This is a genomic window from Tsuneonella mangrovi, assembly GCF_002269345.1.
Taxonomy (GTDB): domain Bacteria; phylum Pseudomonadota; class Alphaproteobacteria; order Sphingomonadales; family Sphingomonadaceae; genus Tsuneonella; species Tsuneonella mangrovi.
The window spans coordinates 1,478,096-1,493,729 of the sequence record NZ_CP022889.1 but is presented as its reverse complement, the minus strand read 5'-3'; the positions used below and the strand labels follow the sequence as shown (position 1 = coordinate 1,493,729).

General features: G+C 63.9%; 15 protein-coding genes. 4 read left to right on the top strand and 11 right to left on the bottom strand.

Features of this window, described 5'->3' with window-relative positions; all coding sequences use genetic code 11:
* Positions 1 to 29: 29 nt before the first annotated feature.
* Complete coding sequence (gene polA, locus CJO11_RS07260) at positions 30 to 2,885, bottom strand: DNA polymerase I (protein WP_095012115.1); 2,856 nt, start codon at positions 2,883 to 2,885, stop codon at positions 30 to 32.
* 216 nt (positions 2,886 to 3,101) lie between these two features.
* On the opposite strand from polA, the gene CJO11_RS07255 reads away from it, so the two are divergent.
* Positions 3,102 to 3,296 carry a hypothetical protein gene (locus CJO11_RS07255; RefSeq protein WP_095012114.1) on the top strand — a complete coding sequence of 65 codons (195 nt, stop codon included), beginning with the start codon at positions 3,102 to 3,104 and terminating at the stop codon, positions 3,294 to 3,296.
* Between the two features lie 102 nt (positions 3,297 to 3,398).
* Here CJO11_RS07255 and CJO11_RS07250 read toward each other — a convergent pair whose 3' ends face one another.
* The 6 genes from CJO11_RS07250 to CJO11_RS07225 form a co-directional block, all read right to left on the bottom strand.
* Positions 3,399 to 4,427, bottom strand: a complete 1,029-nt coding sequence (locus CJO11_RS07250; protein WP_095012113.1) for a serine hydrolase — start codon at positions 4,425 to 4,427, stop codon at positions 3,399 to 3,401.
* Between the two features lie 126 nt (positions 4,428 to 4,553).
* The gene (locus CJO11_RS07245) at positions 4,554 to 5,318 is read right to left on the bottom strand and encodes a class I SAM-dependent methyltransferase (protein ID WP_095012112.1); all 765 of its coding nucleotides are present in this window, start codon (positions 5,316 to 5,318) and stop codon (positions 4,554 to 4,556) included.
* 150 nt (positions 5,319 to 5,468) lie between these two features.
* A complete protein-coding gene (locus CJO11_RS07240) occupies positions 5,469 to 6,770 on the bottom strand; it encodes an APC family permease (protein WP_095012111.1) in 1,302 nt (433 codons plus the stop codon).
* A gap of 163 nt (positions 6,771 to 6,933) precedes the next feature.
* Complete coding sequence (groL, locus tag CJO11_RS07235; RefSeq protein ID WP_095012110.1) at positions 6,934 to 8,580, bottom strand: chaperonin GroEL; 1,647 nt, start codon at positions 8,578 to 8,580, stop codon at positions 6,934 to 6,936.
* A 124-nt stretch (positions 8,581 to 8,704) separates the two neighbouring features.
* Entirely contained in the window at positions 8,705 to 8,992 is a 288-nt protein-coding gene (groES, locus tag CJO11_RS07230; RefSeq protein ID WP_095012109.1) for a co-chaperone GroES, read from the bottom strand.
* A gap of 118 nt (positions 8,993 to 9,110) precedes the next feature.
* Positions 9,111 to 10,511, bottom strand: a complete 1,401-nt coding sequence (locus CJO11_RS07225) for an MATE family efflux transporter (protein WP_095012108.1) — start codon at positions 10,509 to 10,511, stop codon at positions 9,111 to 9,113.
* 108 nt (positions 10,512 to 10,619) lie between these two features.
* Here CJO11_RS07225 and CJO11_RS07220 point away from each other — a divergent pair, with 108 nt between their 5' ends.
* The 3 genes from CJO11_RS07220 to CJO11_RS07210 all read left to right on the top strand — a co-directional run bounded on the left by CJO11_RS07220 (position 10,620) and on the right by CJO11_RS07210 (position 13,527).
* Positions 10,620 to 11,156, top strand: coding sequence for an acyloxyacyl hydrolase (locus tag CJO11_RS07220; RefSeq protein ID WP_095012107.1), 537 nt, complete (start codon positions 10,620 to 10,622; stop codon positions 11,154 to 11,156).
* Positions 11,157 to 11,229: 73 nt separating this feature from the next.
* Positions 11,230 to 11,754 (top strand): c-type cytochrome, encoded by a 525-nt coding sequence (locus CJO11_RS07215; protein ID WP_095013273.1) that lies wholly within the window; start codon positions 11,230 to 11,232, stop codon positions 11,752 to 11,754.
* 9 nt (positions 11,755 to 11,763) lie between these two features.
* Complete coding sequence (locus CJO11_RS07210) at positions 11,764 to 13,527, top strand: cation:proton antiporter domain-containing protein (RefSeq protein WP_095012106.1); 1,764 nt, start codon at positions 11,764 to 11,766, stop codon at positions 13,525 to 13,527.
* A 73-nt stretch (positions 13,528 to 13,600) separates the two neighbouring features.
* Here the strand turns inward: CJO11_RS07210 and rplL are convergent, their stop codons facing one another.
* The 4 genes from rplL to CJO11_RS07190 all read right to left on the bottom strand — a co-directional run bounded on the left by rplL (position 13,601) and on the right by CJO11_RS07190 (position 15,611).
* Positions 13,601 to 13,978, bottom strand: a complete 378-nt coding sequence (gene rplL / locus CJO11_RS07205) for a 50S ribosomal protein L7/L12 (RefSeq protein ID WP_095012105.1) — start codon at positions 13,976 to 13,978, stop codon at positions 13,601 to 13,603.
* 69 nt (positions 13,979 to 14,047) lie between these two features.
* Entirely contained in the window at positions 14,048 to 14,563 is a 516-nt protein-coding gene (gene rplJ, locus CJO11_RS07200; RefSeq protein ID WP_095012104.1) for a 50S ribosomal protein L10, read from the bottom strand.
* Between the two features lie 293 nt (positions 14,564 to 14,856).
* The gene (locus CJO11_RS07195; protein ID WP_095012103.1) at positions 14,857 to 15,084 is read right to left on the bottom strand and encodes a helix-turn-helix domain-containing protein; all 228 of its coding nucleotides are present in this window, start codon (positions 15,082 to 15,084) and stop codon (positions 14,857 to 14,859) included.
* Positions 15,084 to 15,611 (bottom strand): DUF2975 domain-containing protein, encoded by a 528-nt coding sequence (locus CJO11_RS07190; RefSeq protein WP_095012102.1) that lies wholly within the window; start codon positions 15,609 to 15,611, stop codon positions 15,084 to 15,086. The genes CJO11_RS07195 and CJO11_RS07190 overlap by 1 nt, the downstream gene beginning before the upstream one ends.
* Between the last annotated feature and the right edge of the window lie 23 nt (positions 15,612 to 15,634).

Below are 15,634 nucleotides of genomic sequence, written 5' to 3'. Positions count from 1 at the left end.
TGTCGGGCCAAGTTCGATGCCAACCGCGCTCAGTGCGCGGCCCCCCAGCTCTTGCCGGTACCGATTTCGATCCCCAGCGGGACCGTCAGCTTGACTGCAGGCAGCGCGGCTTCGGCCATGACCCGTTCGATCACCGGGCTGGCGCGCTCAACGTCGCCTTCGGGCAGTTCGAACACCAGTTCGTCGTGGACCTGCAGCAGCATCCGCACATGACCCAGCCCGGCATCGGCGAGAGCAGGCAGCATCCGCGCCATCGCACGCTTGATGATGTCCGCGCTGGTGCCCTGGATCGGGGCATTGATCGCCGCGCGTTCGCTGCCCTGGCGTTCTGCCTGGTTCTTCGAATCGATCCGCGGAAACCACGTCTTGCGGCCGAACAATGTCTCCGAATAGCCGCGCTCGCGAACGCCCTCCAGCGTGTGGACGATGTACTTCTGGATGCCGGGGAAGCGCTCGAAATAGCGGTCGATCATCGCCTGCGCTTCGTCGGGCTCGATCCCCAGCCGGCCCGCAAGCCCCCAGCGGCTGATGCCGTAAAGGATGGCGAAGTTGATCGTCTTGGCTGCGGCGCGGGTATCGCGGGTAACTTCGCCGTACATCTCCTGCGCCGTGCGCGCGTGGATGTCTTCACCGGCGGCGAATGCCTCCTTGAGCGAAGGCACGTCGGCCATGTGTGCTGCCAGCCGCAATTCGATCTGCGAATAGTCGGCGGCCAGCAGGACGTTGCCTTCCTCGGCCACGAACGCTTCGCGGATCTGGCGGCCGATCTCGGTGCGGATCGGGATATTCTGCAAGTTCGGGTCGGTCGAGCTCAATCGCCCAGTCTGCGCGCCGACGAGACTGTAGCTGGTATGCACCCGGCCCGTGTCAGGATTGATCGCCGCCTGCAGCGCATCGGTGTAGGTGCTTTTGAGCTTCGACAACTGGCGCCATTCGAGCACCTTTTCGGCGATCTCCGCACCCTCGCCAGCGAGCTTCTCGAGCACCGACTGGTCGGTCGAATATTGCCCGCTCTTGCCCTTCTTGCCGCCCTTGTAGCCGAGCTTGTCGAACAGGATATCGCCCAGCTGCTTGGGGCTGCCGACTGTGAACTCTTCGCCGGCCAGCTGGTGGACCTGCTTCTCGAGCATACCGATCTGGGCGGCGAATTCCTCGCTCAATCGCGCGAGTGCCGCCCGGTCGACCTTGATTCCTTCGCGCTCCATCTGCGCGACCACCGGTATCAGCGGGCGGTCGACCCGCTCGTAAATCCGCGTCCCGCTCTCGGCTGCGAGGCGCGGCTTGAGGTGCTTATAGAGCCGCCAAGTAACATCGGCATCCTCTGCGGCGTATTCTGTCGCGCGGTCGAGCGGTACTTCGCCGAAAGGAATGGCTTTCTTGCCGGTGCCGCACACGTCCTTGAACGCCAGCGGGGTGTGGCCGAGGTGGCGGACCGACAGCTCGTCCATTCCGTGGCCGCCACCGATCCCCTCCATCCCGCGCCCGGCGTCGAGCGCGAAGCTGACGATCATCGTGTCCTCGATCGGGCTGACCGCGATGCCGTGGCGCGCGAGTACGTTGAGGTCGTACTTGATGTTCTGCCCGACCTTGAGCACCGCGTCGCTCTCGAGCAGCGGCTTGAGCAGCGCGACCGCGGTGGCGAGCGGCACTTGCTCGGGCTTTTCGGCGAACATGTCCGTCCCGCCGTGGCCCAGCGGGATGTAGCACGCCTCGTTCGGCCCGACCGCGAGACTGACCCCGACGAGGTCCGCCGAAATTGCGTCGAGCGCGCTGGTCTCGGTATCGACCGCCACCAGCCGGGCGGCATAGGCACGCTCGACCCAGTCCATCAGCGCCGCTTCGGTCTGGACGCAGGCATAGACCGAACGGTCGACCGGGGGCATGTCGGGGAGAGGCTGGCGATTGCCGTCGGGCGTAGCCGGCGCTCCGGCAGTTTCCTGTTTCGCCGGGTTGAGGTCGGTTCGGCGTTCAGGGCTGCCACGGCCATCGCCAAGGCGCCTCAAAAGGCTGGTGAAGCCATGCTTCTCAAGAAACGCTGCGAGCGGCTCCTTGGGCACCGCGTCCAGCTTGAACGCATCGAGCGGCAGCGGCAGTTCGCAATCGTCCTTTAGCGTCACCAACACGCGGCTGAGCTCCGCCATTTCGCGGCCCTCGATCAGCCGTTCGCGCAGCTTGCTGGGCTTCATATCGGGCGCGGCATCGAGCGCCGCGGTCAGCGAGCCGTGCTCCTGGATGAGCTTGGTCGCGGTCTTTGGCCCAACACCGTAGATCCCGGGAATATTGTCGGCGCTGTCGCCCATCAGCGCCAGCACGTCGCCGACGAGCTCTGGCGGCACGCCGAACTTCTCGACCACCTCGGGGATCTCGATCCGCTGGTTCTTCATCGTGTCGAGCATGTCGATGCAGCCGCCGTCGATGCCGTCGTGCGGTTCGGCGCAGCGACCGACCAGCTGCATCAGGTCCTTGTCCGAGCTGACGATCGTGACATCCCACCCGCGCCGGGTCGCTTCCTTGGCGTAGCTAGCGATAAGATCGTCGGCCTCGAGACCCTGCTCCTCAATGCAAGGCAGGCTGAATGCCCGGGTGGCATCGCGGATCAGCGGGAACTGCGGCTTCAAGTCCTCCGGCGCCTCGGGGCGGTTCGCCTTGTACTGGTCGTAGAGGTCGTTGCGGAAGCTGTGGCCCGACGCATCGAGAATGACCGCGAGGTGCGTGGGGCCGTCGGCCTTGTGCAGGTCGTCGGCCAGCTTCCACAGCATCGTGGTGTAGCCGTAGACGGCACCGACCGGTGTCCCTTGCGGATCGGTCAGCGGCGGCAGGCGGTGATAGGCCCGGAAAATGTAGGCCGATCCGTCGACGAGATAGAGGTGCTGCTTGTCTGCCATTACCCGATTGCTAGCAGCGCTTGGGTGTCCGGTCAGCCGGAAATAATCTTTGCTCGAGAATGGCAGGAATCCGGCAATTCCGAGGCAAATTGCGGCCAAATTCAGGCCGGAATGTTCAAATCCGCTTGCTTCGCCACAATTTGGCCATTATTCCCGCAAGCCGCACGGCCTTGAGCCGAGCTATTGTTATGACGCTGTTCAAAGGAACATCGAATTATGCGTAAGATTCTTCTCGCCGCCGCTGTTGCCGGTGCTGCCCTCTCGGTCGCCGCCTGCTCGGAAAAGACCCAGGACGCTGCCGCCACCACCGCCGATTCGGCGATGGCTGACACCTCGGCCAATGCCGACGCGATGGCCAACACCGCTTCGGACGGCGCTTCGGACATGGCTTCGGACGCAGCTGCCCAGTAAGCAGCCGTTCGGCGGCCAAACCGCTAAAACGTTCAAGGGCGGTGCCGGTAGGTGCCGCCCTTTTTTCGTGCCCAATCGAAATTCGGTTTTCGTCGCGGTCGCTCAGTAGTTGGCAGACGCATACTGGCGACCGCTGTCGGTTTCGCCGGTGTATCCGTCATAAAGCGTCAGCGCGATATGTGCGATCTTGGATTCGCGAGCCAGCCGCGAGCCTTGCCCGGTGACATAGATCGCCACCGCGATGGTATGGCCGTTGGGTGCCTTGACCAAGCCGATGTCGCTCGAGGTGTTGTGCAGCGATCCGGTCTTGTGCGCGACGATCGCGTCGTCGGGCAGCAGCGCTTTGATCCGGCGCACGCCGGTGCGGCAGCGCTCCATCGCGCCGAGGATGACCTGGCGGCTGGAATCGCTCAGCACCTTGCCCTGGTAGAGGTCGGTCAGCAGCTTCACCATTGCCTTGGGCGTGGCGGAATCGCGGGTTTCGATGTGGCTCGCCGGATCGACTGCCCCATCATCGCGCACCAGCGTGGCGATATCGCGGTCGATATGGAAATTCTCGACCCCGTGGGCGTGGACCCAGGCGTTGACCGCCTTGGGGCCGCCGACCACCTTGAGCAAGGCATCGGCTGCTTCGTTGTTCGAGCGCGTGATCATCATCTCGATCAGGTCGACCGCTTGGTAATACCTGCCGGGCCGAACCGGGGCGACAGCCGACGAAAACGGTTCCGAACGGACCGGAACCATCATCGGGAATTCGCTTGTGAGCGTCCAGCGCCCATCCTCGACCCCTTGCATGAAGGTTGCGGCGATCGCGATCTTGCTGGTGCTGGCCATCGGGAAGCGCTGGTCACCCAGCACGGAGACCTGTTCGCCGGTTGCAAGGTCGACCGCGGCCACTCCGATCCGTCCCTTGGAGCCATCGGCGATTTGGCCGACGAGCTGTTCGAGCGGAGTATTGAACTGGAGGTCGAACGTGCGCGGTGCGCGCATGTCGGTGCCGAGGATCTGGTCGAACGCCTGGTCGACGCTCGACGCCCCGCTGGCATGTGCCGGCAAGGCAGTGCTGAAGGCGAGGCCGAAGCCCAATGCGAGGCCAGCCGTCCACCGGCCAAAGTGCGATCCGATTCCCATGACCCCCGGCGTTACTCCCTTATGGTTTGCACAGGCTTAACGTGGAGCACGATTTCGGCAAGCGCGCGGCGATGAAAAGTGTCCTCCGCGCGACATCATGCTTTGGTGCTGCACCGGATTCGGGTGCTAGCCGGGCTTGCGAAACCGCAGGGCGAACTGGTCGGTGTGTCCCCGGATCGCCTTGTTGAACACCGAGATATCGTGTGGATCCTGCGGATTGGCGTACATGTCGCTTTCAGCATCGAGCTTGAAACCCGCCGCTTCGACGACCTTGATGACCCGATCCTTCTCTATCCGGTGAAACTCGTTCGGAGAGTTGGTGTCTCCCGGGTTTGCCCGGTGATCGACCACCACCAGCGTGCCGCCCGGCTTGAGCGCGGCAAACATGTTCGCGGCGACCTTCTCGGGCGTCCCGGGAGGCCGGTCCTTGAGATAGAGATCGTGGAAGTTCTGCACCGTGATGATCGTGTCGAGCGGAACCGGGTATGGCTGCGCCAAAAGCGGGCCGTTGACAGCGGTGACATTCGCCAGGGCGGCGGCAATTGCCTTCTGATCGTCGGCATAGGCCGCGCGGAAGGCGATGAATTCGTCGGGCTGGTAGGCATAGACGTGGCCCTTCGGCCCAACCACGGCCGCTTCGACACGGGTCAGGTATCCTCCGCCCATCATCTCGTCGCCAACCTTTTCGCCAGGCAGGATTTCGGCAAATTGCATCAGCTCGGCGGGCTTGCGATCGACGTCACGCGCGACGTCTGCCGCAGGTCTGTGCGCGGCGTCGATGAGGGTCTGGTACTCGTCGGTCGTCAGCGCGAGATGATCGGTTTGGACCGGCGGGAGCGAAGCGCAACCGCAAAGAGCTGCAACAAGCGCAATCGCGAGCTGGTTTCGCATCAATCCTCTCCTTCGTATCCGGGCGTGAACGGTATCACTGTTGTATGACACGCCCAATCCCATTCCCGTCAGGCGAGTGCGTCGGCTTCGTCGAGGACGCGCGAGAGATGTCGCTCACAAGCGCCTGGCAAGGGGGGTGTCTATGGCCGCCTAGTCGAATTCGGGCTCGGGCGCGATCACTTCGTCCCGGCGGGCGATATAATAAAGCCCGTATCCAAGCACCAGCAGCACAAGGAGCAACAAATAGGCGCTGAGCTGAGCTTGCGCGATGATGTAGAAACAAAAGGCGCTGAAGATGGCCAATACCACCCACCAGTACCACGCCATATGGCCGTCATGGCCGTTCTCGGCGCGGTGCATCAACACGATGAAAGCGAGCACACAGACCACGCTGATCAGGGTGCCGGCGAGTGAGTTGACTTCGGCCAGGAAGGTAAAGGCGCCGCTGCCCAGCATTGCCGCGACCAGCACCGCGAACAGCGCGATTGCGCGGTCAGGGCTGGCGAAGCGGGTTGAAACATGCGTCAGAGTGGCGGGCAGCAGGCCGCGGTCGGCCATGCCATAAATCACACGCGGCGCAGCGATGAAGAAATTGAGTGAATTCGTCGCAATCGAGAAGATCGCCGCGACGCTCAGGAGCAGGCTTCCCCAATTGCCCATCACCGCACCGGCAGCCGCCGCCAACGGGGTTTTGTCGCCTGATCCTTGCGGAGCGCCTGCGGCGATGTAGGCCCATTGAACCAGCATGTAGAACAACGTGATCGCCGCCAGCGAACCGAGCATTGTCACCGGCAGATCGCGGCGCGGATTTTTCAGTTCGCCAGCCGAATTGGTGGCTGTGCCAACGCCTGAATATGCAAAATAGACCAACAGCGCGACGCTGCCCACTTCTCCAAGTTGCGGCAACTCGAAATGGGTGGCGATCCCGCCCCTGGCGAAGGCGAACATACACAAAAGTACGATCGGAGCGAGCTTGAGCGCGGTGCCCACCGCTAACCCGCCAACACTCTTGCTCATGCCCGAAGTGGTGATCGCTGTCAGCGCTGCAAGCAGTACCGCGAGCGTCAGCGCCCGCATTGCCGGATCGCCCATCGCCGGGAAAATCACCGCAAGATAGGAGACCAGCACATAGAGCGTCGCTGCGCGCCCCGCTGCCATCGCCAGGATCAGTAGCCATCCGACGAGAAAGCCGACCAGCGGGCCGAATGCCACTTGGGTCCACAGCTGCGCTGCACCGGATGAGCGGAACATCATCGCGAAGCGCGCGGCGACCAAAGTCCCACAGCCAAACAACACGCCGAAAATCAGGAACAGCCACGGTGCGAAATTGCCGACCGTGGAATAGAGCAGTGCTGGCAGTGCGAAGATGCCCGCTCCGATCATTCCGTTGATGCTCATCAGCGTTGCGCCGAATTTGCCAACGACGCGCGGTGGTTTGCCGGTTTCGTCCATCGCCCCAATACCCCCGGCGACAGAGAGTGACGGGTCTGAAAAAAATGTCAATTCTTATAATATCTTGGGGTCGTGCGATCCAATCGGGGCCGGTAAAAGGAAAGGCCCGGCAGGATCGCTCCCGCCGGGCCCGTCGTTGTTTCGGCCGTGAGGCAGTTCGGGCTTAGAAGCCCATTCCGCCCATTCCCCCCATGCCGCCCATGTCGGGCATTGCAGGGGCAGCCTTGTCTTCCGGCTTCTCGGCGATCGCCGCTTCGGTGGTGATCAGCAGGCCGGCGACAGAAGCCGCATCCTGCAGCGCGGTGCGCACGACCTTGGTCGGGTCGATCACGCCGGCACTCACGAGGTTTTCGTAGGTGTCGGTTGCCGCGTTGAAGCCCATGGTCTCGTCGCCGCCGTCGACAAGCTTGCCGGCGACAACCGCGCCGTCATGGCCGGCGTTCTCGGCGATCTGGCGCACCGGCGCCTGAAGCGCGCGGCGGACGATGTCGATCCCGCGGGTCTGGTCGTCGTTCTCGCCGTTGAGGTCATCGAGCGCCTTGGTGGCATAGAGCAGCGCAGTGCCGCCGCCCGGGACGATGCCTTCTTCGACCGCAGCGCGGGTCGCATGGAGAGCGTCGTCGACGCGATCCTTGCGCTCCTTCACTTCGACTTCGGATGCACCGCCGACCTTGATCACGGCAACGCCGCCGGCGAGCTTTGCAAGGCGCTCCTGCAGCTTTTCCTTGTCGTAATCGCTGGTGGTGGTTTCCATCTGCGCGCGGATTTCGCCGACGCGGGCCTTGATGTCGTCGGCCGAACCGGCGCCATCGACGATGGTGGTGTTGTCCTTGTCGATCTGGACGCGCTTGGCTTCACCGAGCATGCTGATCGTAACGTTCTCGAGCTTGATGCCGAGATCTTCGGAAACCATCTCGCCCTGCGTCAGGATTGCGATGTCCTGCAGCATCGCCTTGCGGCGATCGCCGAAGCCCGGCGCCTTGACCGCTGCGACCTTGAGGCCGCCGCGCAGCTTGTTGACCACGAGGGTCGCCAGCGCTTCGCCTTCGATGTCCTCGGCGATGATCAGCAGCGGGCGACCGCTCTGGACCACGGCTTCGAGGATCGGCAGCATCGACTGCAGGTTCGACAGCTTCTTCTCGTGGATCAGGATGTAGGGGTTCTCCAGCTCCACGGTCATCTTGTCGGGGTTGGTGATGAAGTACGGGCTGAGGTAGCCGCGATCGAACTGCATACCTTCGACGGTGTCGAGCTCGAATTCGAGACCCTTCGCCTCTTCGACGGTGATCACGCCTTCCTTGCCGACCTTCTCCATCGCTTCGGCGATCTTTTCGCCGACTTCCTTGTCGCCGTTCGCCGAAATGATGCCGACCTGGGCGATTTCCGCCGAACCGGCCACGTCCTTGCTGCGGCCCTTGAGGTTCTCGACCACCTTGGTAACCGCGAGGTCGATGCCGCGCTTGAGGTCCATCGGGTTCATGCCCGCAGCGACCGACTTCATGCCTTCGCGCACGATCGCCTGGCCCAGCACCGTGGCGGTGGTGGTGCCGTCACCGGCGAGGTCGTTGGTCTTGCTGGCGACTTCGCGCAGCATCTGCGCGCCCATGTTCTCGAACTTGTCCTTGAGTTCGATTTCCTTGGCGACGGTAACGCCGTCCTTGGTGATGCGCGGTGCGCCGAAGCTCTTGTCGATCACGACGTTGCGGCCCTTGGGGCCGAGCGTGACCTTCACTGCATCGGCGAGGATGTCCACGCCCTTGAGGATGCGTTCACGCGCGTCGCGCGAGAATTTCACGTCCTTGGCTGCCATTTTCGTTTCTCCTGTTTCATCATCCCAGCGAAAGCTGGGATCGCATGGGGCCTACGCGACCCCTCGAATGTTCAATTCAGCGGCACGAGACCCCTGCTTTCGCAGGGGTGTGCGTGATCGGCCTTCAGCCAATCACTCCCATGATGTCGCTTTCCTTCATGATCAGCAGGTCTTCGCCGTCGATCTTGACTTCGGTGCCGGACCACTTGCCGAAGAGCACGCGGTCGCCCGCCTTGACGTCGAGCGGAGTGACCTTGCCATCTTCGGCGCGGGCGCCCGAACCGACGGCGACGATTTCGCCCTCGCTCGGCTTTTCCTGTGCGCTGTCGGGAATGATGATGCCGCCGGCGGTCTTGGAATCGGCTTCGATGCGCCGGACAAGAACGCGGTCGTGCAACGGACGGAATGCCATGTCTGTGACCTCTCTCGTGAGTAAAATGATCGCGATTGGCACTCCCGCATGGAGAGTGCCAGCGGGGCGCATATGTGCAGCGTTCAGGTGGCCGTCAAGGCCGCGCGAGCAAGAAATTTTACGCCGTATCGCGCCTTGGCAGGAGTCCGAAACGGGCGCGCCGGGTCCAGCGGAAGAACAGCGATCCGGCAACCGCCACCAGCCCGACCAGCAGGCCGAGCCAGATCCCGGTCCCGGCAAGCGGCGTATAGAATCCCAGCCAGACCATCGCGCCGAGGCCCGGCACCCAGTATCCGATCAGCGCGATCGCCATCGGCACCCGGGTATCCTGCAAGCCGCGCAGCGCTCCGCCGGTCACTGCCTGCATCCCGTCGAACAGCTGGAAGCCGGCGGCGACCGTCATGAAGCGTACCGCGAACGCCGCCATCGCGAGGTTCGCGGGAGCATAGGGATCGATATAGAGCCGCAGGAGGGTGTGCGGCGCGAACAGCATGGCAGATGCAGTGATCGTCATGAATCCGCCGCCGATCAGCATCGCGCTGGTCCCTGCGCGGCGGATCCCCTCGTGGTCGCCCGCTCCGTAATAGTAGCCCACGCGGATCGTCGCCGCCTGCCCGACGCCGAACGGCACCTGGAACGCGAAAGCAGCGATCTGCAGCGCGATCGTGTGTCCGGCAAGCTCTGCCGGGCCGATCAGTCCCATCATGAACGCCGCGCCGTTGAACAGCGCCGCTTCGGCGAGCACCGTGCCGAACACCGGCGCGCCGAGGATCAGCAGCGTGCGGAAATAATGCCAGTCGGGGCTCCACAACCGGCCGAAAATGTGGAACCGGGCAAGCCGCCGGTCGGACTGGACTGCGACCACGTAGGCCAGCGCAGTACAACTCGAAGTGATCACGCCTGCTAGCGCCGACCCGCGGATGCCCATCGCTGGCGCTCCGAAGTGGCCGAACACGAACGTGTAGTTGCCGAGCACGGCGACCAGCACCGCACCCGCGATGATTACCGTGGCGAAGATCGGCCGGCCGAGCGCAGCGACGTAGCTGCGCAGGACGTTCGAGATCAGGATCGGCACCGCAGCCCAGCCGAGCAGCGGCAGGAAAGTGCCTGCCAGCCGGGCGATCTCCGGCTCCTGATCGGCGGCGAGCATGATCGGCTCGGCGAACTGGCACATCGCAGTGACCGCAAGGCCGAACATGACCGCTAGCCAGAGCGCCATGCGGGTCGCGCGGCGCACTTCGCGCACGATCCCGGTGCCGCGCCCGATCGCAGCGGCGATGAGTGCCGAAACCATCGCGGTGAGCCCCGACAGCGCCCACGCGACCGTGCCGAACAGCGCGATCGACAGGCTGGTCGCGCCGAGCGACAGCTCGCCCAGCCGCGCGACGAAGATCACGTCGACCGCGTAGACCAGCATCTGCAGCAGGTTCGCCGCCGCCAGAGGCCAGGCGAGCGTCAGCGTGGCAGCGATCTCGCTGCGCCATGCGCCAGAGCGCTCAAGGGTTCCTGTGTGCGACATAAAGCCGGCCCGGATACGCGCGCCGGACACGCCGGGAAAGCGCGGAGCGGATCGGCCGGAAAGAATCGCTTAAGCTTGCGGCAAGCATGTCACAGGCAGGATTGCGGCATGATCAGGACCTGTATTGCTGCCGCAGCTGCGATTTTCGCCCTCGTCCCCCTTGCCGCACCGGCTCACGCCGGGGAGGTGTACGGCGGGGTCTACGCCCACGCGGTCGATACCCCGTTCACGCTCGAAACCGGTGAAGGCGGGACCGATCTACAGTTCGGTTACCGGTTCGACCCTGTGCTCGGCCCGCTCCGGATCGAGCCCTATGTATTCGGTTCGGTCAACCTCGACGGCAATACCGATTTCGGCGGTGTCGGGGTGAGCCGCAAGATTCCTGTCGGCCTGATCTATGTGCGCCCCGGCGTCGGACTGGTGGTCCACGATGCGCCCGGGTACCGCGTCGACATGGCGACCGGGTATCGCACCGACCTCGGCAGCCGGGTGCTGTTCGAACCCGAGATCGCTGTCGGTACGCGCATTGCACCGCGGCTGACCGTGGAGGCGAGCTGGGTGCATATTTCGAACGCGCGGCTGTTCAATAGCGAGCAGAACCCAGGCATCGACACGATCGGATTGCGGCTCAACTTGCACCTTTGACGCGCTCGGCTGGCGGCGTATGAGAGGGCGCAAGGGGGGCAACCATAGCCCGACGATCGAAGGACAACTTGCCATGCTCCGAATTCGCTCCACCCTTTCAGTCCTGGCCATTACGCTTGCACTGGCCGCTTGCGGTAAGTCTCCAAGCGACACAGCCACCGCTGCCACCGGTGAAGCTTCCGCTGCGCCAGCCGCTTCGACCGTTTCCGCCGCGTCGGTCGATTCAGGGGCGACGGCTGCCGCCGAGGTTACTCCCGCCGCTGCAACCGCCGATCCGCCGGCGATGGTCGATCCCGTGGCCGCGGGCGGGAAACCACCGGCTGCATTCGTGCAGTGCCGAGCGTGCCATTCGACCAAGCCCGGCCAGACGTTGATCGGCCCGTCACTTGCAGGGATTTACGGGACAAAGGCGGGCGAAGTCGCCGGTTTCCGGTTCAGCGATGCAATGAAGAAGTCGGGCCTGACCTGGGACGATGCCTCGCTCGACAAGTTCCTCGAAAGCCCGATGACGGTCGTGCCGGGTACCAAGATGAGCTTCTATGGCGTGAAAAACGCCGCTCAGCGCCAGCAGATCATCGACTACCTCAAGACGCTGTGACCTGAGCCGATGCACGAGGGGGGAGGGGCAGGCTACCTGTACGAGGGCTTAGTCCTGCTGGGCTTTGCGCTCGGCTTCGTGCTGCTGTTCCGCCGCCTCGGGCTTGGCGCGACACTGGGATACCTCGTGGCCGGGGCGGTCGTCGGCCCGCAAGTGCTGGCGCTCGCCGGTGGGGCCGAGACCAAGATCCAGTTTGCCGATTTCGGCATCACGCTGCTGCTGTTCGTCGTCGGGCTCGAGTTGGCACCTGCGCGGCTTATGCGGCTGAGGCGGGAAATTTTCGGACTGGGCTTGGCGCAAGTTGTCCTGTGCGGTTTGGCACTGACCGTTGTCATCGGGCTGGCGACTCCGTTTACATGGGCTGCAGCGCTGGCGCTGGGCCTGCCGCTGGCGCTCAGTTCGACCGCGCAGGTCCTGCCGATGCTGCAATCGGCGGGGCGTCTTAGGACCCCCTTCGGCGAGCGCGCGTTTTCGGTCCTCCTGTTCCAGGACCTGTCGATCATCCCGCTGATCACGGTGATCGCAGCGCTAAGCCGCAATCCGGCTTCGCAAGAAGGACCTCCCGGCTGGCAGCTGGCGCTGATGACGATCGCGGCGATTGCCGGACTGATCGCAGCGGGCCGCTTTCTGATCCGTCCGCTGTTCCGCCTGATCGGTTCGATCGGCGAACGCGAGATGTTCATAGTCGCGGCGTTGTTCACGGTGATTGCATCCGCTGCGCTGATGGAAGTACTCGGTCTGTCGACCGCGCTCGGGGCGTTCATCGCCGGGGTGATGCTGGCCGATACGCCCTATCGCCACGAGTTGGAGAGCGACATCGAGCCGTTCCGCTCGATCCTGCTGGGGCTGTTTTTCCTCTCGGTCGGGATGATGCTCGATCTTTCGGCGATTGCAGAGCGGCCGCTGTTCGTGATCGGCATGGCGCTGGCGCTGATCGCGACCAAGGCAATCGTGATCGGCGGGCTCGGTCTCGCCATGAAGATGCCGTGGCGAAGCGCGCTCGCACTTGGCCTGCTGCTGAGCCAGGGGGGTGAATTCGGGTTCGTGCTGTTCGCGCAGGCGCAAAACGGCTTGCTGATCGAGCCGCAGGCGGCCAGCCTGTTCGGCGCAGTCGTCACCTTGTCGATGGCGACCACGCCGTTCCTCATGATGATCACTGCGCCGCTGCGTCGTACGTCCGCCAGCACGGAAGAGCGTGAAGGGCCACGCGCCGATGGCGCGACCGCACTGGTGATCGGCTATGGCCGGTTCGGACAGACCGTGGCGCAGATGCTGATCGCCAGCGACATCCCGGTCACGCTGATCGACACCGATACCGAGATGATCGACGTTGCGGGCGAGTTCGGTTCAAAGGTCTATTTCGGCGACGGAACACGGATCGACCTGTTGCGACAGGCCGGGGCCGGCGAAGCGACGATCATCTGCTTCTGCCTCGACGGAAAGCAACTCGATGCGGGTGTGCTCGAAGCGGTGCACGAGGCGTTCCCGCAAGCACGGGTGTTCGTGCGCGCGTACGACCGGCGCACGTTGATCGACTTGCGCGATGCGCCACACGACTATGCCGTGCGCGAATTGATGGAATCGGCAGTCGCAATGGCCCGCGCCGCGCTCGATGCGCTCGGCGACAGCCAGCAGAACATCGACGAAGCCGAGCATCAATACCGCCAGACCGATGCCGAACGGCTCGACGCGCAGCTTGAGGCAGGGGATTACCGTGCAGCGCGCGAGATGGTGATCCGCCAGCAGCAGCGACTGGCGAACCGGGACTCCTGAACACCGCGGCGGATAGGAAAAGGGCGGCACCTTGCGGCACCGCCCTTCGCGATCTCGAAATCGAGAAGATCGATTACTTCAGCTCGACGGTACCGCCGGCAGCTTCGATCTTGCCCTTGATCTCTTCGGCTTCCGCCTTGTTCACGCCTTCCTTGATCGGCTTCGGCGCGCCTTCGACGAGACCCTTGGCTTCGGTCAGGCCCAGGCCGGTGATGGCGCGGACTTCCTTGATCACCTGGATCTTCTTGCCACCGTCGCCGGTGAGAATGACGTCGAATTCGTCCTTCTCTTCGACCGGGGCAGCAGCATCGCCACCACCGGCAGGGCCGGCAACGGCAACAGCAGCGGCAGCGGAAACGCCCCACTCTTCTTCGAGCGCCTTGGCAAGCTCAGCGGCTTCCAGGACGGTCAGCTTCGACAGTTCTTCAACAAGCTTGGCGATATCGGCCATGATTGGTTACTCCAAATTGTGGCGGGGCCTTGTGGCCCCAGATGTCTGGTTCGAAAGTACGAAAACCGCTTACGCCGCTTCCTTGGCGCCATAGGCACCGAAGACGCGGGCGAGCTTGGCGGCCGGTGCATTGACGACCTGGGCGATCTTGGTCGCCGGGGCGTTGATGAGACCGACCAGCTTGCCGCGCAGCTCGTCGAGCGAGGGCATCGAGGCGAGCGCCTTGACCCCGGCTTCGTCGAGCAACTGCCCACCCATGGAACCACCGACGATTTCAAGCTTGTCGTTGGTCTTGGCGTACTCCACCGCAGCCTTGGCTGCCGCCACCGGGTCGGTCGACCAGGCGAGCGCCGTCGGGCCGGAGAGGTACTCTTCCAGCCCTTCGTAGGGAGTGCCCTTGAGGGCGAGCTTGGCGAGACGGTTCTTCGCGACCTTGTACGACGCACCGGCGTCACGAATCTTCTCACGCAGGTCGGTGGACTGGCCCACCGTCATGCCGAGGTTGCGGGTGACAACCACCACGCCGACCTCGTTGAAGACTTCGTTCAGCGATGCGACCGCGTCGGCTTTTTGCGAACGATCCATGCCTTACTCCTTCACTATGGTCGCGTGACTAATGCCGCGCGACCGGCTCATGCGTGTCCGCCACGGAAATCCGCGAGCGGGCGAGTCCATCGACAAGGGAAGGAGGTGCGCCGATAGCGCGAAGGGCGAGCCTTGCGGCACCGCCCGGTAAATCTCTGTTCCCCGCCTAGGCTGCAAATTAAGGTCGGGCAGATCCCGGCCAGCAACTGTCTCGGACGGACGACCGAATGGCACGAGGCCCGCCGGTCAGTGGCGGGCCTCTAGCGATTCTGGCCTGCAAGTCAAGAAGAGCCTCAGTCGGGGTTGTACCCCAGCAGGTCGCCCGGCTGGCACTCCAGTTCGCGGCAGATCGCCTCGAGGGTAGAGAAGCGGATCGCCTTGGCCTTGCCGGTCTTGAGGATCGAGAGGTTGGCTAGGGTGAGGCCCACCCGCTCGGCCAGTTCGGTGAGGGTCATGCGGCGTTCGTGCAGCAGGTCGTCGAGTTTGACCATGATCCTGTTTCCTTCGGTTTCGTTGCCCATCACACCGTTCCTTCCAGGTCGGCGCGCATTTCGGTGCCCTTGCGGAACACCCGGGCGAGCACGAACAGGGTCAGGATCAGCACGATACCTCCGCCGCCGACACCGACGTCGATGTTGACCGACGCGTCATGGGCCAGCTTGGCGATATAGGCTCCGAGCGCCGCCACCGGGATCGAGACCACATTGATGGCGAGCATGATCCACGCCATCGACGTCAGCCGGTCCGCATTGGCGGGGACGAACGGATCGCCTTCCTCGACGCTCCTTACGATGCGAAGCATGTGCACGAAGAACCGCCATGCGAGATAGAGCACGCCGACGACGATCGCGAGTAGCGCCATGATAAGCCAGACGGTGTAGCCGGGGGCGCCTGCCTGCGTCAGCTGGGCAATAGCCTTGCCGTTGAAGATCGCGAGGGCGGGGATGGCTATCGCGACCCCGGCGCCGGCAATGCCGATCGCGCCAAGGATGAAATAGAGGATTCCCTTGGCCACGGCGAGCAGCGGGTCGGAGGTAATGGTGCTCATCGAATGCACTCCTTCTGGGTGGC